Genomic DNA, 22959 nt, shown 5'->3' on the forward strand with positions numbered 1-22959 from the left:
CAGGACTGGCAACGGCCTGAACGGCTCAGCCTGATCCCCGGATTAAGCCATTCATCTAAAAGCGATATTTTCGCTCCCGGCGATCGAGCGCAGCGACTGCAAACCGGCCCCGCTGCTTTCGTTTAGTTTACTCACCGCTTTGATCTGCTAGACCGGATCAAACACTTTTGACTCCCCGCCGAGGGGGCGATGGCGCGTGCCAGACAACAACAACCATGACTCGGCCATTTCTTTTGGGCCATTTCGACTGTTTCCGAAGTCTCGCCTCCTGGAGAAGGACGGCGCGCATCTTCACGTCGGAGGCCGCGCGCTCGATATCCTGATCTTCCTGGCCGAACGGCCCGGCGACGTTGTCGACAAGCGCGAGCTGGTCAAACGCGTCTGGGCCGACGTGAATGTGGACGACGGCAGCCTTCGCTTCCATATCGCCGCGCTACGCAAGGCGCTCGGCGACACGGGCAAGTCGGCCCGCTACGTCGTTAACGTGCCCGGACGCGGCTATTGCTTCGTCGCATCACTCGCCCAGGTTGCTCCCACGCTTCCTGCTCCCGCGATTGATGTCCCCCTTACCCGGTCGCTTCCCGCTCCGCTCGCCCGGGTGATCGGGCGAGACGACGTCATCGAGAAGATTTCGACCGGGCTCGCGCTGCATCGTTTCGTCACCGTGGTCGGTCCCGGTGGCATCGGCAAGACCGCAGTGGCCGTGACCGTGGGTCATCGCCGGCTGGCCCATTTCGACGGCAACGTCTTCTTCGTCGACTTCGGACCAGTGCGGAAGCCCGAACTCGCCGCCATCACCATCGCATCGACGCTCGGGCTGTCCATCAATGCGGAGGATCCGGTCCCGGCGCTGTTGACCCATCTCCAGGCGAAACCGACGCTGCTGATCTTCGACAGTTGCGAGCACGTGCTGGAAACCCTCGCGCCACTCGTCGAACGCCTGGTTCGCGAGGCACCGCGATTGCATGTGCTCGCGACCAGCCGCGAATCCTTTCGCAGCGAAGGCGAACGGATCTTTCGACTCTTCCCGCTGGATTGTCCGCCCCGGCGCGACGACCTCGCCGTGGCCGAAATCCTCGCCTATCCCGCAGCCCAGCTCTTTATCGAACGTATCGCGCAGAGCTCCGGGCCATTTCAGCTCAGCGCGGAAGAAGCACCGCTGGTGGCAGACATCTGCCGCCGCCTTGACGGCATCGCGCTCGCGATCGAGCTCGCGGCGGGGCGCGTCAATGCCTATGGCATCGCCGGCACGGCATCCCTGCTCGACAGCCGTTTCTCGCTGCAATGGCGCGGGCGACGCACGGCCATCCCGCGACACCAGACGCTCAGCGCCGCTCTCGATTGGAGCTACGACCTCCTACCTGCATCCGAGAGCGCGATCTTGCGGAGATTGTCGGTGTTCGTCGGCCCGTTCACGCCGGAAGCGGCTGCCGCCGTCGCGTCGGGCGACGGGCTCAGTGCAGCGGCGACCATGGAGGCGATCGACAATCTCGTCACGAAATCTCTGATCGCACCGTCCGGTGCGCGAACGCTGCGTTATCGCCTGCTCGACACCACGCGCACTTACGCGCTCGGCAAGCTGAACGAGGCCGGCGAAGCGAAGCGGATTGCGCAGCGGCACGCCGAATATTTTCGCGACCTGTTCGAGCGCGCTGAAGCCGAGACCTCCGCTCCGCTGTCGGACTGGCTTGGCGTCTATGGCGCGGAGCTGGACAATTTGCGCGCCGCGCTGGATTGGGCCTTTTCGCCCGACGGCGATGCACAGCTCGGCATCGCGCTGACGGCGGTGGCGGTCACGCTCTGGGTCCGTCTTTCATTGTTCTCCGAGTGTCGCGAGCGCGCCAGAACCGCACTCGCCGCGCTCGGAGACCACGGCGACGAGCGGGTGCGCATGCAGCTCCTGGCGGCGCTCGGCTGGTCGCTGATGTATGGCGAAGGACGGGCGCGCGAGGCTCGCCCGATCCTCGAGGCCACGCTCGAGCTGGCCGACAGGCTCGACGACAAGGATTTTCGGCTGCGGGCGCTCTGGGGCTTGTGCATCGACCAGTTCAACAACGGCGCGTTCGGCAAGGCGCGCGCGCTCGCCGATCGCTTCGCCGAGGCCGCTTCGAGTTCACCCGACAAGACCGATCTCATGCTGGCCGACCGGCTCACCGCCGTGGCGCTGCATTATCTCGGCGACCAGCACGAGGCCCGGATTCGCATCGACCGGGTGAATGCCTCCCTGCACGTGCTGGCCGAGAAACCAAAGATCTTTCCGCTCGATGTCAGGCTGTCGACGCAGTATTTCCGCGCGCGCATCTTGTGGCTCCAGGGCCATGCGGATCAGGCCCTGGCACTCGCCGAGAAAAACATCCATGAGGGCCGGGCCAACGGCCACGCGCTGACCTTCTGCAGCGTGCTCGGACAAGCCGCCTGCCCGATTGCCTTTCTGGCCGGGGATTACGATGCCGCCGAGCGCTACGGGATCGAATTGCTCGAGCATACCGATCGCCACGCCATACGACTTTGGGGTCTATGGGCACGCGCGTTCAACGCGCTCGTCATCGCCAAGCGCACGGACCTCGAGACAGGCTTGCCGTTGCTGCGTGACGAGCTCAATCGCGCCGGCGATGCGCGCTTCCTGCCGCGGTTTCTTCCCCTGCTCGGCGAACTTGCGGCCTGTTTCGGACAGGCCAACCAGATCCACCACGGCTTCGACACGATCGAGAACGCGTTGGCGCGTTGCAACGACAGGCAGGAACGCTGGTATCTGCCGGAGCTGCTCCGCATCAAGGGTGAGCTGATGCTGAGAGAGTCATCCCAATCGGAAGCTGCTGACGCCTGCTTCCGCGAAGCCATGGACCTTGCCATACAGCAGGGTGCGGAGTTCTGGCAGTTGCGATGCACCATCAGCATCGCACAGTTCAGGATCGGACAGGGCCAGCCCGCAGAGGCACTCGCCATTCTCGAGAAGGCTTGCGGCGCGCGGACCGAAGCATCCGACATCGCCGATCTGCGGATCGCGCGAGACCTGATCGCGCAACTTCACGCGTGACCCGAGTTTTACCCCGGGAGTACAGACCAGATCGGTCACGGCCGCGCCTCGGGCGCCGCCGTGCCCTTAGTCAGCTCTACCCTCCCGCAACGGTCGCGCGTCGCGGCAGCTTCCAGTCGGGCCGGATGAAATGACAGGTGTAGCCGTCGGGATAGCGTTCGAGATAATCCTGATGCTCGGGCTCGGCTTCCCAGAACTCCCCGGCGGGAGCGACTTCCGTCACCACCTTGCCGGGCCACAGCCGCGATGCTTCGACATCGGCAATGGTGTCTTCGGCAATGCGCTTCTGCTCGTCTGACGTGTAGAAAATTGCCGAACGATAGCTCGTGCCCAGATCATTGCCCTGGCGATTCAGCGTCGAAGGATCGTGGATCTGAAAGAAGAACTCCAGCATGGTCCGAAAACTGGTCTTTGCAGGATCGAAAATGATCTCGATCGCTTCGGCATGACCTTCGTGATTGCGATAGGTGGCGTTCTTCACCCGACCGCCGGTGTAGCCGACCCGCGTCGAGATCACCCCAAGCTGCTTGCGGATGAGATCCTGCATGCCCCAGAAGCAGCCTCCAGCCAAAACTGCGCGCTCTGTCGTCATTTGGTGCTCCATCTGGTCAATTCGGATGACCTCGCCTTACTGCGTGACCGTGTACAGACGCGGGTCATCATGATCGTCGTGATACTCGAGGCCGAGCGGTCCGATAGCCGACACCTGCGTAACGTATTCGCCGGACTTCGCCCAATGAAAATGCCAGGTCTCGCCCGGTAGAACAATCACGCTGCCCGGAGGATAGGCCTTCACACGATCGCCATCGAAGGTCTCACCGAGACCAATGTAAAAGACGCCCGACATGACCGTATAGATCCGGTCCTCCGGGTGCTTGTGCGGCATCAACTTCGTGCCGCCAGGCACCTTCACCCGGACCACATAGGGTCCGGGTTCGGTGGGATGACCGACCATCACGGCAAGCCGCGCCCCAGGCGGAAATGCCGGAAACGGTTTCCAGTCGATATCCTCAGGCAAGATCGCCCGGAACCTGTCTTCGTCTGGTTGATGTTGGCGCGGCATAGTCGCCTCCTCGATCCAGCTTAAGTCAATTTGGCGTCGAGCGTGATCGTCGCGTTGAGCACTTTCGACACCGGACAGTTCTTCTCGGCCTCGCCGGCGATACGGGCAAAGCCGGCGTCATCGAGATTGGGCACCTTGGCGCGCAAGGTCAGCGCCGACTTGCTGATCTTGAAACCCTTCCCTTCGGGATCGAGGGTCACTGCTGCCTCGGTGGACAACTCAGTCGGCGTGAAGCCGGCGAGCTGGAGACCGAAGGCCAGCGCCATCGTGAAGCAGCCGGCGTGGGCCGCTGCGATCAATTCCTCGGGATTGGTGCCCTTCTCGTTCTCGAAGCGTGTCTTGAACGAGTAGGGCGTCTCGGCGAGCACGCCGGATTCGCTCGACAGATGGCCGGTACCATCGCGGCCGGTGCCCTGCCATACTGCTTTTGCCTTGCGGATCATCTCTTTTCTCCTTGTTTGCTTGTGGTCATTTGGCGGCGCTCCGCACCGGTGGAAGGCTATCCCGGCGTCACCGCCGTGTCGCCCTCCAACCGGTCGAGCGCCGCAGCGGTTCCATCAGATGCCGATCTGTCCGACGTGGAAGCCCAGCCGGTTTTCAACGTCGCCCGCGCGGTGGAAACCACGTGCCATGAGCGCCTTGATCCTGGTCTGGCTCGCGGGACGACCAAGGGACGCGAGGAATGCGTCCCACTCCGGCTTGATCTCCTCATCCGGCGGCAGGCTTGCGACATCGACGAGACGCTTGGTCTCGGCAATCGCGTCCTTGTCGAAGGTGGCGATACGCATGGCGAGCGCCTCGACGAAGCCGTCCAGCTCGATATCCGGCAGCGACCGGTTCACATAGCCGTACCGCTCAGCGAGATCGCCGCGAATATCATCCGCACCGAGCAGCACTTCGAGCGCGCGGCCCCGGCCCATCAGGCGCGGCAGCCGCGCCATTGGCCCGCCGCCAGGCACCAGACCCGCACCGACCTCCCATTGCGACAGGATCGCTTTCTCGCGGCTGGCAAAACGCATGTCGCTTGCGAGCGCGAGCTCACTGCCGACACCGGTCGCACGGCCCCTGATCGAGGCGATCGACACCACCGGTGCCCGGCTCAGGCGCACCAGCATGTCGGGCAGCGCCTCGAGGCCAGTCGGCCCGGGCGGGATATTCAGGGACTCCTCGAGTGGCGCGAGGAAGTCGTAGTGCGTGATGAAGAAGCCTTCGACGGCGCTGTCGAACACCACGACCTTCACATGCGGATCGGTTTCGATCGCGGTGATGATGTCGTTGAGCAGCGGAAGCTGCTTTGGGCCAAAGATGTTCACTGGCGGCATGTCGAAGGTGACACGCCAGTATGTCGGCAGGCGCTGCTCCAGCCGGATTTGCTCTGTCGTGAAATTGCGTTCGGGACGGTTCATTGTTTGCACTCCTGATGTTGGCCTTGAAGGGAGGACACGCGTGGTCCCGCGCGTCTTGACTCAGATCGACTGACGCAGTGGGCGGAACGCGGCGCGCATTTCGGCGCTGAACAACGCGGGCTGCTCCCAGGCCGCGAAGTGGCCGCCCTTGTCGAGCCGGTTGTAGTGGATCAGCCTCGGATAGGCCTTCTCGGTCCAACTGTGCGGCGCCGCGTAAATCTCGTCCGGGAACACGCTGACGGCGACCGGAATCTTCACATGCTTGGGCGCGAAGAATTCCAGCTTGTTCTCCCAATACAGACGCGCCGAAGACACCGCCGTGTTGGTGAGCCAGTAGAGCGAGATGTTGTCGATGATATCGTCCCGCGACAACCCTTCAGTCTTGCCGTCGAAGACCCGTGCGATCATCGCGGTGCTGCGCGCGTCGTGATCGAGCATCCAGGATGCCAGGCCCGCCGGCGAATCCACGAGGCCATAAAGCGTCTGCGGCCGGTTCGACATTTCGATCGCATAACCGAGGCCATGCTTGTAGAAATCGTCGAGCTGGTCGTAAGCATACGTCTCGTCGGCTGAAAGACCGGATGGCTTCGACCCACCGGGCTGCAGCGCCTTGGCGATATCGTCGGGAACGGTCGCGGGCATGTTGGTATGGATGCCGAGCAGTTCCGGCGGCGCCAGCAGCGCCATCTGCTCCGTGATCGCGTTACCCCAATCGCCGCCCTGGGCGACGTAACGATTGTAGCCAAGACGCTTCATGAGCAGAATCCAGGCGCGCGCAACGCGCTGCGGATCCCAGCCGAGGTCCGTCGGTTTGCCGGAGAAGCCGTGGCCCGGGAGTGAAGGGATCACGAGGTCGAATGCATCAGCTGCCTTTGCGCCGTGTGCGGTCGGATCTGTCAGCGGGCCGACGATCTTCATCTGCTCGATGATCGAGCCCGGCCAACCATGGGTGACGATCATCGGCAAGGCATTCTCGTGCCTGGAACGCACGTGAATGAAGTGAATGTCGACGCCGTCGATCTCGGTGACGAATTGCGGCAGCGCGTTCAGCCGCGCTTCCATCTTGCGCCAGTCATAGTCGGTCTGCCAGTAGCGAACGAGCTGCTGGACCGTCGTGAGTTGCACGCCCTGCGATTGATCGGTGACGATCTCGCGATCCGGCCAGCGCGTCGTTGCGAGACGGCGGCGCAGATCGAGCAGATCTTCCTCGGGCACGTTGACGTGGAACGGACGGATTGCGCCACGTGCGGCAGCCTTTGCTCGACCTGCCGGAAACAGGCTCGCCGTGCCTGCGGCAACAGCCATCATTGCGGCCTGGCCCAGTAGTTGGCGGCGATCTGGGTTCATCATGTCGGCTCGTGTCTGCGTCGTCATTTTGAATCTCCCTGGCTTTGGTCTGTGACGTTGACCGAAAGTCGAAATCGACAGATCGGTGCGTCCTGAAAGTAGAATGGCTCAGACACCGGTCATCAGCTCGTTATGGATTGTTAGGCTGCGTTAGCCGTTGCGAGCCGTCGTAACGCAGGCTCGGAGCCTGACGAGAGATGATCTTCGCAAGAGACGTCATGCAAACGCATCACGGCGCGCGATCAGCTATCGCGCGCCGTGAACATTGATCCGACGATCTACGCCCGCTGTTCAGGTCGGCAGCGGCTGACCGGCCTGCTCGCGCACGATGTAATCGGCGTACCAGTCCTGCCAGCTTTCGTCGTGCGCGCCGATGCGCTTCTCGTGCTCGCCATGCGCCGCCGCTGCACGGCGCAACGCACGTGCGAGTTCACCTGACGAGGTGAAAATCGTATCCGTCGCATCGATACGGCCGGGCAGCCGCGCGGTGATTTCCTGGAATAGCCAACCGTTGCCGTCGGGATCCCTGAAGGAGGCAAATGTGCTGTAGCTACCGCGTTTTGGATCAGCGCCGTTGAGCCGGACATTTCCGAAGAGATACGGCTCGTCCGCCCCGGCGTGAACGTCGCCGCCACCGTGGAAGGCTTCGCTCACCTTGACGCCACGCGCGAGCAAATCCTTCCGTGCTGCTTCGAGGTCGGAGACAACAAGATAAAGGCCCTGCGCCGAGCCAGCGGACGCTGGCGTGACGTTCTTGCCAAAAATCACGGAACAGGCCGAACCCGGCGGCGTGAACTGGATGACGCGCCAACCGTCACTGGAGGCGAAATCAGCGTCCAGTCTCCAGCCGAGGCTCGCATAAAATGCCTTGGCGCGATCCACATCCGAAACGGGGATCACAACGACCTCGAGCTTGTGATCGACTGCACGCGACGTCGCTGGCTTGGTGTCGGCCGGATGATTCATCGCGGTGGTGGTCATGTCGAACTCCCTGGTTTGAGGTACGGGATCGCCACTGAGCCCGCTTCTGACACCACGACTTTCGCGCAGACTGGGGAATATTGCTCGTTATCGGATGTTATGGCTCGTTAGCGATTGCGAGCGCGGCCATCTCCTCAGGCGACCGCGAGCGGCATTGCTATTGTCACGCGTGTACCGTCTTTCCCGGCCTCGCCCTGCATCCGGGCGCTGATGCTGCGTGCCAAGCCTTCCAGGATCCGGCTGCCGGCGCCCTGAAGCGGTCCGGTCGCGCCGACACCATTGTCAGTCACCGTGCAGAGCCAGCTGCCCTCGTGGTTCGCGACCTCGATGCGGATCAGCGCGCCTTTCCTGTTCGGAAAGGCATGCTTTGCCGCATTCGTGACCAGCTCCGTCAGCATGAGAGCAAGCCGGTGGCACTGCCATGCCGGCAGCGTGCCGCTTTCGATCGATGCCTCGCAGCGGATGCCGGCTGGTTCCAGCACCGCCTCGGACAATGCGCCACAAAGGCCTTCAAAGAAGGCCTCGACAGAAATCATTGCAAGGTCGTCATTGTCAGACAAAAGTTGATAGAGCCTGCCAAAAGCGACGATGCGCCGCTCCAGCCGGTCCACCGCAACCGACATGTCCTTGGTCCCGGCCCGCGTGAAGTCGCGGCGGACTGACGCACCCAAGAGCGTCAGGGTGTTCTTCATGCGATGGTGCGACTCGCGCAGCACGAGTTCCCAGTCACGCGAGACATCGTCAAGATTGGCGACAAAGTGAGATCGAACACCCCTGTCGTTCGGCCGAGAGCTGATTTCGGGCATAATAGCCTCCCCCGTTGGAAAATAGGTCTAACTCGATCGCTATACTGATGCAGACCCGCGGCTCACGCTCGTTAGACGTTGCAAGATTTTGTTATGATCGGAAGGCGCGTGATACGTGCATGACGACACCGATGCATCAGTTCTGAAGCGTGCTGCTGAACTTTCACGCTTTCCGCGTAAGCCGTTCGCGTTTAAACAAAATTCGCTGCGTTTCGCCCCTTGCTCTTTCGACCCGATCCCGTACCCGTTGCTCGATTTTGCCGCTTTCAGCCGATTTACTCACAGTCTCGTTCTGGTAGATCAAAACAGACAGCAGCACTTTTCCTTTCGCTGGAATCATGGCGCGTGCCAGACACTAACGACCAGAACTCAGTCATCTCTTTCGGGGCCTTCCGGCTATTCCCCAGGTCGCGGCTGCTTGAGAAGGACGGCGTCCCGCTTCATCTCGGCGGCCGTGCGCTCGACATCCTCGTCTTTCTCGCCGAACGTGCCGGCGAGGTGGTCGATAAGCGGGAATTGGTCAAGCGGATCTGGGCCGACGTGAATGTCGACGAGGGCAGCCTGCGCTTTCACATCACGTCCCTGCGCAAGGCCTTGGGCGAGGCCGGCGAAGGCTCTCGGTATGTCGTCAACGTACCTGGCCGCGGCTATTGTTTCGCCGCACCGCTGCTCCGCGCCGCGGCTGCGGAGAGCCGGCCAGGCACGACCGTGTCCTCGCTCCGGGCCCTTCCCGCCCCGCTTGCGAAGATGATTGGCCGAGACGACGCCGTCGAGAAGATCGCGACTGAACTTTCGCTGCATCGGTTCGTCACCATCGTCGGCCCCGGCGGCATTGGCAAGACCTCGGTCGCACTTGCCGTAGCGCATGGTCAGCATGCGGAATTCGAGGGTCAGGTCTGCTTCGTCGATTTTGGCGCACTAACGGAGCCGCGACTCGTTCCCGGCACGATTGCCGCGGCACTTGGCCTGACCGTCAATTCCGACGACCCGCTTCCGGGGCTGCTGCAGTCACTGCGCAATCGCCGGACGCTGCTGGTGCTGGACAGCTGCGAGCATATCATCGACGCCCTTGCTCCCTTGGCAGAGCGCATCGTGCGGGAAGCCCCCACGTTGCATGTTCTCGCCACCAGCCGCGAATCCTTTCGCACCGAGGGCGAGCGCGTGTACCGGTTATTTCCGCTGGATTGCCCGCCGCAACGCGACGGGCTCAGCATGGCCGACATCCTCGCCTATCCGGCGAGCCAGCTTTTCGTCGAGCGGATTGCAGAAAGCCTGAGCGAATTCGAACTCAGTGAAGAGGATGCGCCTCTCGTCGCCGATATCTGCCGGCGTCTGGACGGCATTGCGCTCGCAATCGAGCTTGCCGCCGGACGGGTCAACGCCTACGGGATCGCCGGAACGGCCTCGCTGCTCGACAGCCGTTTCTCGCTTCTGTGGCGCGGACGCCGCACCGCTATACCCCGGCACCAGACGCTGAGTGCGGCGCTGAGCTGGAGCTACGACCTCCTGCCGCAGGCCGAGAGCGCGACCTTGCGCGGCCTGTCGGTCTTCGTCGGACCGTTCACGTTGGAAGCTGCGCTCGCGGTCGCCACATGTCTGGGCATCGACGAGGCGGAGGCGGTCGAAGCGATCTCGAATCTCCTGTCGAAATCGCTGATCGCGACATCGCCTGCAGAACGTCGGCTGAGATACCGTCTGCTCGATACGACCCGTGCCTTCGCGGGCGACAAGCTCGTCGAGTGCGGTGAAGCGGTTCGCGTTGCGCGCGCCCACGCCGAATATTTCCGCGATTTCCTGCACGACATTTCCATCAAATCCACGGGCATGCAGAGCGCGGGCGGCTTCCTGCCCTATGCCGACCATCTGTCGAATGTGCGGGCCGCCCTGACTTGGACCTTCTCGGAGGCCGGTGACCGCGCGGTCGGCGTGGACTTGGCGGCAGCGGCTGCACAGTTCTTCCTTGAGCTGACATTGCTGACGGAGTGCCATAGCTGGACCCAGCAGGCGCTCGCCTTTGCCGATAAGGTCGACAGCCGCAAGGAAATGACATTGCAGGCGGCTCTCGGCGTCTCCGTGATGTTCACGCAAGGCAACACGGACGGGGTCCGGTCGGCGTTCACGCGAAGTCTGCAACTGGCCCGGGAGCTCGACGACCTGCACTGGCAGCTCTGGCTGTTGCGCGGGCTGCACATCTACCTGACCCGGGTCGGAGACTTTCACGGCGCGCTCGGCACCGGCGTACAGGGCGAAAGCGTCGCCAGGAAGCTGAACGATCCCACCAGCACGCTGAACGTGGAGTGGATGCTGGGCGTGGCGCATCATCTGATCGGCAACCAGGACAAGGCCGTCGAGTTCTGCGGGAGTGCGATGGTGCATAATCCGGGCTCGCAGCGGCTGAATATCGGCCATCTCGGCTATGACGACCGCATCGTCGCGCTGGTCGCCTTGGCACGCGGGCTCTGGCTCAGCGGCCGGCCCGATCGTGCAATCGAGGCGGCCAGATACACGGTGCATGAGGCCGAGCAGCTCGAGCAGCCCCTGACGCTCGGCATTGCCCTGATCTGGACCATCTACGTGTTTCTGTGGGTCGGCGACTGGGCCAGCGCCGAAAGCCTGATCGAGCGGCTGATCGACCACTCCGCGCGGCATTTCCTCGGCCCCTATCATGCGGTCGGCATTGGCCAGAAGGGCGAGCTTCTGCTCCGCCGCGGCGACATCGCCGGCGGCATCGAGCATCTTCGCCGCAGCCAGGCGACCTTGTACGCCAGCCGGCACCGGATCATGACGACAGTGTTTGCAACGGCGCTCGCGGAAGGGTTGGCGGCCCAAAACGAGGCCGATGAGGCCTTGCGCACGATCGACGAAGCCATCGCCCAGATCGGCGATCACGGCGAATCCTTCGACATGCCGGAAATGCTCCGGGTCAAGGCGGACATTTTGATCCAATCCGCCAGGCCGACGGAGGCCGAAACCTGTCTCCAGCAATCGCTTGCCTTGTCGCGCCGGCAATGTGCGCGTGGCTGGGAGCTGCGGGGGGCGATGAGCCTCGCCCGCGTCTGGCAGCGGGCCGGACGGAAGGGCGATGCGCAGGCCCTGCTGGCGCCGCTGGTTGGGCAATATCAGGAAGGCCTGTCGAGCCGCGACTTGGTCGCCGCCAAGGGAATCCTGAGCGCGCTGAATTAAGAGCATCTTCAACGGGATACCGCCCCATTGCGCTCTTGCAACTCCTAACAACTTCTAACACGCCAAGCCGCATCCGTCCCGCCATGGTGATCGCAATTCATGGTGGATGCAGTGAGACATGGCACTTCTTGACGATGCGATCGACGCCTGCGGGGGCTTGGCCCGCTGGAACAGCTTGAGCCGGTTCACGCTGCATCTTTCCGTTGGCGGGGCCCTGTTCTCCGATGCCGGACATGCCCGCGAATTCAAGGACGTCACCGCGGAGGGGTCGACCCGGACACAATCGGTCCGCTTCACCGGCATCACCGGCGGCGAGCGGTCCGGTGCATTTGCGCCGGACGCGATCACGATCGAAAGCCTGGATGGCCAGGTGCTGCGGACGTGGCGCAACCCGAGCCTCGCCTTTCCAACCAATGGCGCGCACGCGCTGGCGGACGAACTGCATCTGATCTTCTTCTGCGGCGTCCAGATCTGGAACTATCTCACCACCCCGTTCCTCCTCGCCCATCCCGACGTCGTGGTGGAAGAACTGTCGCCGTGGCAGGAGAACAGTGAGACTTGGCGACGCCTTCGGGCGCAATTCCCGCCGGGCCTGATCAGCCTCGCGTCCGAGCAAGTGTTCTACTTCGACGGGAACGCTTTGCAGCGACGGACCGATCATGATCTCCTGGGCGCACGTGTCGCTCATTATTCGTGGGCCCACGAGAAGTTCGGCGATATCGTGGTTCCAACTCTTCGGCGTACGCTGACGTTGCAGTCCGACGGCACCGTGGTCGCCAAGCCCGTGCTGATCGACGTCGAGATTTTCGACGCCGTGTTCGAGTGACGCGATGCCAGCAAGAATTTGGCTAAAGTTCGAACTCCCGCGACCAGCCGCCGCACCCCGTCCGCGCCCACATAATCTAACAGATCCTAATCACCCCTAACGGGCTTCCAAGCCTGCTCACGCCTATCCTGTCAGCATGCCGAGGATGCGAGTTCACCGGTCATAGCGAACGACCGCGGAGCTTAGAAGGAATAAGCGATGCTGACCGAATTGCAGGGGACCCACGCCCGGATCGATCTTCCGGCCGGCCCGAGAGATCACGAAGCTCCGCACGCCGCGCGCGCGATCGCCCGGGAAGCCAGATGGCGTCAGATCGTTTGCAGCCCGGAGGCCGCGCTGGACGACATCACGATCTCGCGGTGGGACGACTCGCGGGAGGCTTCATGGCACGCAGCCACGACGCCGCCCGACCGATATTTCGTTGGCATTGCGTTGAAGACAACGCGCGCCATCCTGACCAGGGAGCGCCGGATCATCTTCGACGGCGCAATGCCGTCAGGGACCCTGTATGTCAGCGCGCCGACGAGGCAGCTCAGCGCCCAATTCCAGGCGCCCTGTTCCTTCCTGCACTTCCACATCTCTACGGAGCGTTTCCCGACGCGATGGGCGCAGGGCGCTGCGGAAGGCCTCGACGACCTTGTTCTGTTGCGCGATCCGCTCACCGCGGGACTGGCCAAGGCACTCGCCGAGCAAGGCGATGCCGCCGGCCACCAATTTGCCCGTTGCATCGGCCAGATTCTTGCGATGCATCTGGGCCGGCCCGAATTGCCGCGTGCCAAGGTCAATGCCTTGCCGAAATGGCGCCTGCGGCGTGTCGAGCAACATATCGCCGCTCATTTCGAACGCAGTATCAGCCTGTCCGAGATCGCGAATGTTGCAGGTCTTTCGAGGATGCATTTCGCCGCACAGTTCCGCGCAGCGACCGGATACCGTCCTCGCGAATACCTGCTCAATCATCGGATCGAGCACGCAAAATCGCTGCTGACGACGACCCAGCGGCCGCTGGCCGAGATCGCACTTGCCGTCGGGTTCAGCACCCAGGCGCATTTCTCTACCGTTTTCAAGCGCATCAGCAGCGAGACGCCGGCGCGATGGCGCGCGACCGCCAAGAACGACCGGCCCGAGTTCGAAAGTCCTCCGCGACGCCGGCCTTCGCCAAACACGGATTGGGCCGTCAATGGACCCTACACCAATGCGCTATGAGGCGTTCAACAGCCGCGGCAGATGATCAGCTTGCGATCAATCTCCGCGTCGAGCCGTTGCAGTTCCAGATCCGACGGCGATGATTGAGTCGCTCCGGACGTGTCGCTCAGGCGCGGCTGGCGGTGGCCGATCGGAGCCTGCCCTGGCAAGCTGAACGCGAAGCGATGGGTCTCGTTCGTCACGTCGGCGCTGCCAGCGAAGACTGGCGCCGAGCCCAACAGAAGCGAAGTAGCCAACATGGCCAAGCCAAGTCGTTTCGACATCATCCTTCTCCTATCGCTGTCACGATCGGTCGTTCTCAGACGAACAACCGAGTGCAATCGATAGAAGCTGCGCGCTACATGGTGACTTCGTGTATGCGAGATCGCGTTACCGGTGAAACGGCGCGATCGCGAGCCGGAAATCGCGCTAGCGGGCAGACGCGATCTGCCGCAATCCGCCGGCCGGCGTCGTGGCCAGACATCGTGCAAGTGTCATGGCGAGCTCGGACGACATTAGCGGGTGATGAACCATGCCGGTGATTCCGGACGCAGCCAGAAGATGCGCCGCAAGATCGTGCGTCGACGGGCTTGCGAGGATGATCGGCAAGCCCGGCGCCGCCCTGTGTAGCGATGCCGCAAGATCGAGCGAAGAACCACCCGGCAAGTGACACACCAGTGCCGCATCGAAACGCCCGTGGCCCGACCGGCAGGCCGCTTCAGCATCGGTAAGCCCTGTGAAACCGACCGGCTCGTAGCCGAGTGCCGCCAGGATCTCCTCGTGGCGCAGCAAGCGCCTGCGATCGGTCTCAAGCACCAGGATCGTTTCGCCCGCACCGCGAAACGCGAGAGGCGGTGCCTGCTGCAGCGATACCGGTTCACGCGAACCGTCGGACGGCAGCCATACGTCGAAGCGGGTCCCGGCACCCGGCGCGCTCTGCACGGCGACTGCGCCGCCGTGCAGTTCGACGATCTCGCGAACCGTTGCCAACCCAAGACCGGTGCCATCGATACGCGTTGTGAAAAACGGCTCGAAGATTCGCTCCAGCGTAGCATCGTCCATCCCGGGCCCGGGGTCGGAGACTGAAATAACGACGAAACGGCCTGATCCCAGATCGGTCCGTCCGATCCGCAGCGGATGGATGACTTCGCGCTCGGCGATGCGCAGGTCAACGAAGCCCGGCTCCTCCAATGCCTGCGCCGCATTGTTGCAGAGATTGAGAATGACCTGCTGCAACTGTTCGGGCTCACCCGATACGGTCGCGGTCTCCACGCCCCGGCTGACTGTGAGCTTGACGTGCGATGGCAAGGATGCGGCGAGAAGAGCCGCAGTCTCCGCAACCAGACCCTCGACGCGTATGCGTTCCTGCCTGCCCCTGCTACGCCGTCCGAAGGTCAAGATCTGCCCGACCAGTTCGCGTGCCCGCTCGCCGGCTCTGCGGATTTCCGCCAGGCTCGCCGCAGGCCGGCTTCCCGGCTTGATCCCGCTGTCGGCCATTTCGACATAGCCGAGGATGGCGCCGACGATGTTGTTGAAATTGTGCGCGATGCCGCTTGCGAACGTACCGATCGTTTCCATCCGCCGCGCGTGTTGCAGGCTCGCCTCGAGCCGCTCCTGCTCCTGCTCCAGCTTCACGCGCCGCACCGCATTGCGGATGGCGTCGAAAGCCATGCGAAACAGCGCAAACTCGGCCCATTGGCTCAGCGCGGAGGCCTGCACCGCTTCGAAGCCGAGAATGGCTCCATGCTGTTGTCCGGACAGGGTCTTGATGCAAAGCCAACCGCGGATACCGGCTTCTTCGAGAAGGTTCATCAGATCGTGGGGGTGTGATGGTCTCACCCTGGGAATATAAATGATCACGTCCTCACCGCCGTCAAACCGCTGAGCCAGGCCCAGCGCCCGCTCCGGCCAACTCTCGTCAAGGCGGACGCCGTCGCGGGACCACCGGTAGACATCCCCGTTCGTCGCCGCCCGCCAGGCGAAATAAGCCCTGTCTGCACCGATGCACCCCGCCAGTTCCTCCAGCGCGTGCTCGACATGATCCCTGAGTTCGTCGCCGTGGGAATAGATGAAGCGCATCGAGATATTTGCGATCACATGCTCGAAGGCCGCGCGGCGTCGCAGCGCCCTGGCACGCGCGCGTAACAACAGGCCGAAATACACCAGACCACCGAGCAACAGCAGCGATGTGAGGTATTGCAAAAGACGATTCTTGCGCGCGGCCGCCCGCGCGCCGAGCTGGCGCTTGATGATCAGGGCATGAACAGCGTCCTGTTCGCGGTTGCTGGCTTCGGCGACCACAGCCTTCAGAATGCCATCCACGGCCGGAAGCAGATCATGCAGCAGCTGGCCGTGAGCAATGACCGCGTGTATCGACGCCGCCTCGCCCGGTGGCGCCTGCAGATGCGCTAGTTTATCAAGCTCGACCTGCACCTCGCCCGCGCCAGCGCTCGACGTATCGATCGTCAACTGCAGCATGGCGGCCGCAAGCGCGGAGACGCCGGCGACCAGCAGCTTGTCATCCGAGGCGGAAAGACGGGCGCTGAACATGCCAAAATAGGCAAAGGAGTTTTGCAGCAGCGCATTTTGGCTCTTGAACTGCTCGATCAGCTCCTCCTGGCGACGGGCGCGCTCGGCCAGTATGTCGATCGCTGCGTTCTCTTCTCTGTCCGAGCCCGCGGCTTCGCGCAACCGGACCACCGCGGCGTCATAGGCCTCGACCATCCGCACGAGGGCGTCATAGTTCCGCGAGAGACCCGCCCGCGACGTCAGGACCTCGCGGCTAATACCGCGCTCGAACCGGGTGAAATCTGCGAGAGCCTGCGTCTGGCGATCATAACGGTCCGAATTCAGGTTGAGACCGCTGAAGAGCAGCCAGGTCAACAGCACCAGCAAAAAGGATACGCCGACCACACCAGGAGCGACTTTCATGGTCCACCTCCGACAGGCACGCCGCGATATTGTCCGGTCAGGCTGTTGAGATAGGCGACCAGCGCCTCCACCTGCTGATCGGTCAATGTCGCGTTCAATTGCGCGAATCCCATTTTGCGGACTGCATCGTCGAGCGTGGGCGCGCTGCCATCATGAAAATACGGAGCAGTCGTCGCGACGTTGCGCAGGCTCGGCACCCGCAGGATCTCCGGATCTCGCGAAGCCAGCGGGTGAAAGATACCGTGACGCTGAAACAGATTACCGCCGACGTTCACGCCCTGATGGCATGACGCGCATCCCAGGGATTTGAACAGCCTGTATCCGTCCAGCTCCTTGTCCGACAGCGCAGACCTCTCTCCGGCGAGCCAGCGATCGAACCGGCTGCCGGGCGTGACCAGGGTCCGCTGAAAGCTTGCGATAGCGTCGACAATATTGCCGGGATCAGGTCGATGACCATAGGCAGCGATGAAGGCAGTCCGCATAGCGGGATCAAGATTGAGCTTTTCGGCGGTACCTGCGAGACTGCTTCCCATAATCTGGGGACTGACCAGCGACGCGGAGACATCAGATTCCACCGAGCGATATTTTCCTTCCCAACCGAAGCGAAAATTGAGCGTCGAGTTGAAGACGGTGGTCGTGTTCAGCGGCAGCTCAGCGCCATTGCGGCCGAGGTCGTGCCGCCTCGTGCTTGCGCCGTTGGTACGGAGGTCATGACACGACGAACACGTCCGTGAATTGTCCGCCGACAACCGCACGTCGTTGAACAGGCGCTCACCGAGTGCGACCTTGAGAGGATCGATCTCGGGAGCCGGCGGCATAGGCGTGATGGGCTCTTCCGCACTGCGCGCCGCCGGCGCCTGCGGCGGCAACTGGAACGGGGCGAGAGACGGTGCTTGAGACGGGTGCAGACAGATCAGGAGCAGTGCGCCGATCGCCACGACAGAGCGACAACGCTTCAACGCACGGAAGATCCTGGTATGGGCGATTCCGGACAAGCCTTGCACATAGGTTTCGCATTACGTATCGGCAATGCGGGGCCACGACGGATTGGGCCGTCACCCTTCAAGTCTTATTGATCGATACGGCAGCCTTTCGCTGCCGGACTGATCATCCCCTCAGAACCAGCTATGCCGAATCTGGCCGATCAGACCGCTCCTGAGGCTACGCGAGACGATGGAGCGGACGGTTGCGCGATAGAAGCCAAGTCCTGCAAATGCGAGGAAGACAGCGTCAGCAATCACGGCAATACCTCACCACCCGCTCGATGTCCGCCCGGCCGTCGATGCCAAGATCGCGCAGGGTGCGATCGTCGTAGCTCGACAGGGCCGCGACGGCGCGATTGATCTCCCGCTCCTGCCGCCAATGCGCCACCAGCACTGCAACCGTTTCGCCGAGTGCGGCCCACCAGCTCCAGCGACGCCGAAGCCGAGACCGAGGCCGCAGATGAGTCCACGCAGCGATTTCTGGCGCGACAACGCTGCCGCTTGTCGGCGATTGAAAGCCACGCTGCGCCGACGTTCCATCGTGCGGCCAACCGTCAGCCGGGCATGACGGCGGCGAAGCCGAGCCACGCTGCATCGTCTCAGCAAGGAACGCCGCATTTGGATGGAGCGCCGCACCATAAAGGGCAAAGCCTTCCATCACGAACCGTATGACCGCCGACCACCAACCGGTCGAGCTATCTGCCTCCACCGACGGGTCCACCGGCCCAGAGACGTCCGCCGGCGCGTCGGGCCGCATCGCGCGAGCCTGACGACCGCCGCGATGGTTGTCCGAGAGATCGAAGTCCGGGATGCGGCCGAGTGTCGATCTGATGGGCCAGACCACCCGATTGACGTTTGAAGAGAAGTGCCGTTCCAACATGCGAGACGTTCTCCAGCGCGATGTTCACAGGAGACACCCTGAGCTTCGGCTGTTACGCCGACGTCACCGCCGGAGGGAAAACGGTTACGATTGCAGCCAGCCGCCGCCATGCTTTCAACATCACGAAGAGACGTTGCCGCGCCCCGCCCAAGCCCGGTGCGATCCGCCCGCAACGTGGCATTGAATTGCATTGTGCCGGCCTAGAACGGTTCGACCGCCACGGTGAACACGTAGCCGACGCCACGCTCGGTTTGTATGATGCGCGGCGCGCTCGGATCGTTCTCCAGCTTGCGTCGCAGGCGCAAGACCTGGACGTCAATGCTGCGGTCGAAGATGTCTTCGTGGATGCGGGTTGCCTGGAGCAGGTGCTCGCGACTCAGCGGACGCTCGGGCGCCTCGAGGAAGGCCAGCAGCAGGGCATATTCGCCCTTGCTCAGGGGAACTGGCGCGTTGCCGGCATCGACCAGCTTGCGGCCACGGCGTTCGAGCTTCCAGCCGTTGAACCGATAACCGCCGCGCTCGGGATCCCTGGCGCGCGCGGCCCGTCCTATCTCCTGACGCCGTAGCACCGCGCGGACGCGCGCCAGCAGCTCCCGCAGGCTGAATGGTTTGATGATGTAATCGTCGGCACCGAGCTCCAGGCCGACGATGCGGTCGATTTCGTCGGGCCGGTGCCCGGTCGTGATGATCACGGGCACGTCGGAGTGAGAACGAATCTCCCGCAGCAGATCCAGCCCATCTTCCTGACCAAGGCGAAGGTCGAGAATGATCAGGCAGGGCTGTGCTCCCTCGAGATGACGATGCAATTCGGCGCGGTTGGATGCAGCCCTCCCCGGTACATTATGCTCTTCCAGATATTTGATCACCATTTGCCGCAAGGTAGGATCGTCATCGACAACGATGACATGGCCGGCGTCTGCCAACATATTTGATCTCTCAAACTTGCCGTCGCCGACTTGGATGTGCCGGCTTCGGCTGATGCGAAAATGAGTTCCTCTGAAGCCGACGGCACTCGGTTGAAATCCGCTGTCGTGTGCCGACGACGCGCCTTCTTATGTACGAACGACCAATATAGATGTTCGCTGTGGTGCCTGCCGAATAGGTCATTCTGCCGTCATATTCGGCAGAATCTCCGATACGTGATGAATTGTGATCGGGATAGTTTGCTACCCAAGCGAACGTCGTTTCGACGGGCCGGCCGAGCGGGCGTTGTTCAGTCAGCTCAGAAGGATTCTAAACTGGCGGCGCATCGGCGTAGCTACCAACGTGACATTGCTTGATCGTGGGTCGAAGTTATTCGCGGGCTTGTGGATGCCGTGTGTCCGTCACGGGTGTCGCGACAGAGTCAGATATTGATACATGGCGGCGAGCTCGTCGTTGTCCATCCGCCCGATCGGACGCCACGGCATTTTCTCCCCGATCTGATGCCCATTCGGATCGACGCCGGAGCGCATGGTGGCGATAAATTCCTCGCGGGTCCACTGCGCGACAATACCGAGATCTGGACCGAGCGGCGGCAACTGACCGGGTACACCGCCACTGAGATCCTTGCCGTGGCATTCGCGGCAGTCCTGATAGGACAGGAGGTATTCGCCGTATTTGGCCGTCGGCCCCCTTGGCGGCGCAGAAATGCTTGCAACAATCACTGGCTTCGCGTCCCGCAACATCCCGGCCCCCAGCATCGCCAGGCCAAGGAGATTAAATCGATCGAGCTGCCCCGACGTTGGTGCGCCCGCGGCCGGGAGACTGCGAAGATAGGCGACCACCGCAATGGTGTCGTCGTCGCTCAGTCGGCTCGCGTTGGTGAAGGACATGATCGTGAGCCACCCTCCGCCCGCATCGACGCCGTTGCGAATGGCGCGAAAAATCTCGCCGTCCGACCACCGTTTCAGTGGCCCGGCGGGCGTGAGATTGGCGGGCACGAACGAGCCAATATTGATCGGAAGATCCTCGGCGAGATCGCCTCCGCCGGTCAACGCCGCCTTATGGCATCCGCTGCAAAAGCTGTCGGTCACGGCCTTGCCGCGTGCGACTCGTTCAGGCGTGAGTTCGACCCTGACGCTAGGGAGAGGCGCGGAGCGCGCGTGCTGCTTGACGAGACCCGTCGCAGTCAGCGCGCTGACTGACGACACCAGGATCGTCAATACGGCTGCGAGCCCGACACCGCTCCACCTCAAGACGCGAGACCGGACCTGCGAGGCACGCCAGCCGATCCAGCTCATGAATGCCGCAAGAGCCACCAATAGAATGAGACTGACAATATTCGCCATGTTCGTCCTCAACGCATTGAGCGTGAGCGCGACCGGCCCTGCACATAGACAGGATTCGCTCGCAGTCATCTCGTAGGCCGGCGGCCAGTCGAGACCTTGCCGCCTGCACTCGAAAGGGGCGCTTTTCGTAACTATGAGGGCGAGACTACCGCGCTGTTTCAGCGTCGGCAGTGTGAGTTACCATTGTAACACGACGCGGGCCCGCACTGATCGTCGCACCGATATCCACCGCCGCCACAACGCCATAATGCGTTGCCGCCGTAACCAATTTGGCGCAGTGCAGAAGTTCTGTCGTAACGGCCATCCCAGCACTCTCCCTCTGCTCATCGACCGCCCACGGTCGACGCTCGACAATCAGAGGACCTACTCCATGAAAATTCTCATTGCTTCGACGCCTGCGACGGGCCATCTCAATCCACTGCTCGCCATTGCGCGCATTCTCGTCGCGGAGAACCACGAGATTGCCTTCCTGACCGGGACCGCATTTCGGGCCCGTATCGAAGCCAGCGGCGCGCGGTTCTTCCCGCTTCCGCCAGGCGCGGATTTCGACCTGCGGGACATTCTCTCGGTGGTCCCCGAATTGAAGAGCCTTCCTCCGGGGCCGGATTGGCTCCGCACTGCTTGCGAGCGCATCTTCGTCGACTCCATCCCGGCACAGAACCAGGGCCTGTACGAGGCGTTGGAGCACTTTCAGGCTGACGTCATCGTCGGCGACGACATGCTGTTCGGCATCCTGCCGACGCTGCTCGGGCCAAGCGAGATGCGGCCGCCGGTCGTGTTGTGCGGGACGTCGTTTCTGCACTGGGAACGCGATGACGGCGCGCCGAACTTTCTCGGGCTGCAGCCTGCGACCACAGAGGAGCAGCGCCAGCAATATGCTGTGCTCGCCGGAGAATATGACGCGAACGTCGATCAGCCGGTCCTGCGCAACCTGAACAGGGTGCTGAAGGGCTTCGGCGTCGGGCCTGTATCGAAGCCGATGTTCCATTCAGTCATCGAACTCGCCGATGCCTACATGCAATTGTCGGTGCCGAGCTTCGAATTTCCGCGGGCATTTCCGCCCAATGTGCACTTCGTCGGAACGCCGCCGATCATTCCGCGCCAGGCGCCCCTGCCGCCGTGGGCGCAAGAGCTCGATGGGTCCAGGAAGGTCGTGCTGGTGACACAGGGCACCGTGGCCAATCACAATCTAGGGCTCGTGATCGCCCCGACGCTCACAGCGCTTGCCGACGAGCCGGACGTGCTGGTCGTGGCGACGACCGGCGGCCGCCCGGTCGAGGCGATCCCAGCTGCCGTCCCGTCAAACGCACGGCTTGCCACCTACCTGCCGTTCGAATGGCTGCTGCCTCGCGCCGACGTGCTGGTCACCAACGGCGGCTATGGCAGCGTCAACCAGGCCATGAGCTTTGGAATTCCGCTGGTCACCGCGGGCACGACCGAGGACAAGGCCGACGTCAATGCACGCGTGGCGTGGTCCGGCGTCGGCATCAATCTCGCGACCAACGAGCCGACGCCCGACGCGATCCGCGAGGCGGTGCGCACCGTGCTCGATCGCCCTGCCTACCGCATGCGCGCCTCGCGAATGGCCGACGAATTCGCCGACATCGATACGCGGTCTGAGGTTCTCCGGATCATCGGCCGCCTCGCCGACGATCGCAAGGCGTTGCAGGGTGCCGGCAAGCTCGAAACCGGCCGCAGCCGCCGCGTCGCCCGGTAAAGTTGCATGGCCCGACTCTGGAGGGGAGCGCTGCTCCCCTCTGAAGCAACCGAGCACATTCGAACGACCTCGCCGTGAGGTGGCAGGCCGCCCATGCTCGCCTTCGGTCGAACGACGCTGCGGCTCTTCGGTCCGGCAGCGATCGAACACGAAAGGGCAGCGGGTGTGGAAGCGGCAACCGCTCCGGAGGATGGATCGGGCTCGGCACGTCGCCGCAGAGGATGATGGGATCGCGCTTGGCCCCGGGCTCCGGCAGTGGAACCCGGCTTCAGGGCCGCGCGCGGCATAACGCAGCGTCGCGCCGTTTTTCCAGCCAAGCCTTCATGCCGTCCGGCCCGTTCGGCGGA

The 22959-nt window shown here is 63.0% G+C and carries 18 protein-coding genes and 1 pseudogene; 5 read left to right on the plus strand and 14 right to left on the minus strand.

Annotation, left to right across the window (positions count from 1 at the left end; genetic code table 11):
- The first annotated feature begins 196 nt into the window (after positions 1-196).
- Complete coding sequence (locus ABIA96_RS28090; RefSeq protein WP_354140285.1) at positions 197-3037, plus strand: ATP-binding protein; 2841 nt, start codon at positions 197-199, stop codon at positions 3035-3037.
- A 76-nt stretch (positions 3038-3113) separates the two neighbouring features.
- Here ABIA96_RS28090 and msrA read toward each other — a convergent pair whose 3' ends face one another.
- From msrA to ABIA96_RS28125, 7 genes are all read right to left on the minus strand, one after another.
- Positions 3114-3629, minus strand: coding sequence for a peptide-methionine (S)-S-oxide reductase MsrA (gene msrA, locus ABIA96_RS28095; protein ID WP_354140286.1), 516 nt, complete (start codon positions 3627-3629; stop codon positions 3114-3116).
- Between the two features lie 36 nt (positions 3630-3665).
- A complete protein-coding gene (locus ABIA96_RS28100; RefSeq protein WP_354140287.1) occupies positions 3666-4100 on the minus strand; it encodes a cupin domain-containing protein in 435 nt (144 codons plus the stop codon).
- Between the two features lie 20 nt (positions 4101-4120).
- The gene (locus ABIA96_RS28105) at positions 4121-4543 is read right to left on the minus strand and encodes an OsmC family protein (protein WP_148755477.1); all 423 of its coding nucleotides are present in this window, start codon (positions 4541-4543) and stop codon (positions 4121-4123) included.
- A 114-nt stretch (positions 4544-4657) separates the two neighbouring features.
- Positions 4658-5506 carry an enoyl-CoA hydratase/isomerase family protein gene (locus ABIA96_RS28110; protein WP_354140288.1) on the minus strand — a complete coding sequence of 283 codons (849 nt, stop codon included), beginning with the start codon at positions 5504-5506 and terminating at the stop codon, positions 4658-4660.
- 60 nt (positions 5507-5566) lie between these two features.
- Entirely contained in the window at positions 5567-6880 is a 1314-nt protein-coding gene (locus tag ABIA96_RS28115; protein ID WP_354140289.1) for an epoxide hydrolase family protein, read from the minus strand.
- Positions 6881-7144: 264 nt separating this feature from the next.
- A complete protein-coding gene (locus tag ABIA96_RS28120; RefSeq protein ID WP_354140290.1) occupies positions 7145-7834 on the minus strand; it encodes a VOC family protein in 690 nt (229 codons plus the stop codon).
- 134 nt (positions 7835-7968) lie between these two features.
- Positions 7969-8640, minus strand: a complete 672-nt coding sequence (locus ABIA96_RS28125) for a sensor histidine kinase (protein ID WP_354140291.1) — start codon at positions 8638-8640, stop codon at positions 7969-7971.
- Positions 8641-8985: 345 nt separating this feature from the next.
- Between ABIA96_RS28125 and ABIA96_RS28130 the strand changes: the two genes are divergently transcribed.
- The 3 genes from ABIA96_RS28130 to ABIA96_RS28140 all read left to right on the plus strand — a co-directional run bounded on the left by ABIA96_RS28130 (position 8986) and on the right by ABIA96_RS28140 (position 13852).
- Positions 8986-11823: an ATP-binding protein gene (locus ABIA96_RS28130; RefSeq protein ID WP_354140292.1), complete on the plus strand. Its 2838-nt coding sequence runs from the start codon at positions 8986-8988 to the stop codon at positions 11821-11823.
- A 118-nt stretch (positions 11824-11941) separates the two neighbouring features.
- Positions 11942-12649, plus strand: coding sequence for a hypothetical protein (locus ABIA96_RS28135; RefSeq protein WP_354140293.1), 708 nt, complete (start codon positions 11942-11944; stop codon positions 12647-12649).
- Positions 12650-12847: 198 nt separating this feature from the next.
- On the plus strand, positions 12848-13852 hold the full coding sequence (locus tag ABIA96_RS28140) for a helix-turn-helix domain-containing protein (protein WP_354140294.1): 1005 nt from the start codon (positions 12848-12850) through the stop codon (positions 13850-13852).
- Between the two features lie 5 nt (positions 13853-13857).
- Here the strand turns inward: ABIA96_RS28140 and ABIA96_RS28145 are convergent, their stop codons facing one another.
- The 6 genes from ABIA96_RS28145 to ABIA96_RS28170 all read right to left on the minus strand — a co-directional run bounded on the left by ABIA96_RS28145 (position 13858) and on the right by ABIA96_RS28170 (position 20769).
- Complete coding sequence (locus tag ABIA96_RS28145; protein WP_354140295.1) at positions 13858-14115, minus strand: hypothetical protein; 258 nt, start codon at positions 14113-14115, stop codon at positions 13858-13860.
- 145 nt (positions 14116-14260) lie between these two features.
- On the minus strand, positions 14261-16762 hold the full coding sequence (locus ABIA96_RS28150; RefSeq protein WP_354140296.1) for a two-component system VirA-like sensor kinase: 2502 nt from the start codon (positions 16760-16762) through the stop codon (positions 14261-14263).
- Complete coding sequence (locus tag ABIA96_RS28155; RefSeq protein WP_354140297.1) at positions 16759-17700, minus strand: cytochrome-c peroxidase; 942 nt, start codon at positions 17698-17700, stop codon at positions 16759-16761. Before ABIA96_RS28155 ends, ABIA96_RS28150 begins: the two co-directional genes overlap by 4 nt.
- Positions 17701-17992: 292 nt before the next feature.
- Positions 17993-18625 (minus strand): DUF1127 domain-containing protein, encoded by a 633-nt coding sequence (locus ABIA96_RS28160; protein ID WP_354140298.1) that lies wholly within the window; start codon positions 18623-18625, stop codon positions 17993-17995.
- 200 nt (positions 18626-18825) lie between these two features.
- Positions 18826-19551, minus strand: a complete 726-nt coding sequence (locus ABIA96_RS28165) for a response regulator (RefSeq protein ID WP_354140299.1) — start codon at positions 19549-19551, stop codon at positions 18826-18828.
- Between the two features lie 399 nt (positions 19552-19950).
- The gene (locus ABIA96_RS28170; protein WP_354140300.1) at positions 19951-20769 is read right to left on the minus strand and encodes a c-type cytochrome; all 819 of its coding nucleotides are present in this window, start codon (positions 20767-20769) and stop codon (positions 19951-19953) included.
- Between the two features lie 496 nt (positions 20770-21265).
- On the opposite strand from ABIA96_RS28170, the gene ABIA96_RS28175 reads away from it, so the two are divergent.
- Positions 21266-22612 carry a glycosyltransferase gene (locus tag ABIA96_RS28175; RefSeq protein WP_354140301.1) on the plus strand — a complete coding sequence of 449 codons (1347 nt, stop codon included), beginning with the start codon at positions 21266-21268 and terminating at the stop codon, positions 22610-22612.
- Positions 22613-22688: 76 nt separating this feature from the next.
- On the opposite strand, the pseudogene ABIA96_RS28180 reads toward ABIA96_RS28175, so the two are convergent.
- Positions 22689-22880, minus strand: a pseudogene (locus ABIA96_RS28180) (oligopeptide/dipeptide ABC transporter ATP-binding protein); the annotation flags it as partial.
- Between the last annotated feature and the right edge of the window lie 79 nt (positions 22881-22959).

The organism is Bradyrhizobium sp. LB11.1 (assembly GCF_040549385.1).
Taxonomy (GTDB): domain Bacteria; phylum Pseudomonadota; class Alphaproteobacteria; order Rhizobiales; family Xanthobacteraceae; genus Bradyrhizobium.

Bases quoted from the DNA above. Each gene is read 5' to 3' on its own strand.
- msrA (WP_354140286.1), bottom strand. From the start codon at position 3,629: ATGACGACAGAGCGCGCAGTTTTGGCTGGAGGCTGCTTCTGGGGCATG.
- ABIA96_RS28100 (WP_354140287.1), bottom strand. From the start codon at position 4,100: ATGCCGCGCCAACATCAACCAGACGAAGACAGGTTCCGGGCGATCTTG.
- ABIA96_RS28105 (WP_148755477.1), bottom strand. From the start codon at position 4,543: ATGATCCGCAAGGCAAAAGCAGTATGGCAGGGCACCGGCCGCGATGGT.
- ABIA96_RS28110 (WP_354140288.1), bottom strand. From the start codon at position 5,506: ATGAACCGTCCCGAACGCAATTTCACGACAGAGCAAATCCGGCTGGAG.
- ABIA96_RS28115 (WP_354140289.1), bottom strand. From the start codon at position 6,880: ATGACGACGCAGACACGAGCCGACATGATGAACCCAGATCGCCGCCAA.
- ABIA96_RS28120 (WP_354140290.1), bottom strand. From the start codon at position 7,834: ATGACCACCACCGCGATGAATCATCCGGCCGACACCAAGCCAGCGACG.
- ABIA96_RS28125 (WP_354140291.1), bottom strand. From the start codon at position 8,640: ATGCCCGAAATCAGCTCTCGGCCGAACGACAGGGGTGTTCGATCTCAC.
- ABIA96_RS28135 (WP_354140293.1), top strand. From the start codon at position 11,942: ATGGCACTTCTTGACGATGCGATCGACGCCTGCGGGGGCTTGGCCCGC.
- ABIA96_RS28140 (WP_354140294.1), top strand. From the start codon at position 12,848: ATGCTGACCGAATTGCAGGGGACCCACGCCCGGATCGATCTTCCGGCC.
- ABIA96_RS28145 (WP_354140295.1), bottom strand. From the start codon at position 14,115: ATGTCGAAACGACTTGGCTTGGCCATGTTGGCTACTTCGCTTCTGTTG.
- ABIA96_RS28150 (WP_354140296.1), bottom strand. From the start codon at position 16,762: ATGAAAGTCGCTCCTGGTGTGGTCGGCGTATCCTTTTTGCTGGTGCTG.
- ABIA96_RS28160 (WP_354140298.1), bottom strand. From the start codon at position 18,625: ATGTTGGAACGGCACTTCTCTTCAAACGTCAATCGGGTGGTCTGGCCC.
- ABIA96_RS28165 (WP_354140299.1), bottom strand. From the start codon at position 19,551: ATGTTGGCAGACGCCGGCCATGTCATCGTTGTCGATGACGATCCTACC.
- ABIA96_RS28175 (WP_354140301.1), top strand. From the start codon at position 21,266: ATGAAAATTCTCATTGCTTCGACGCCTGCGACGGGCCATCTCAATCCA.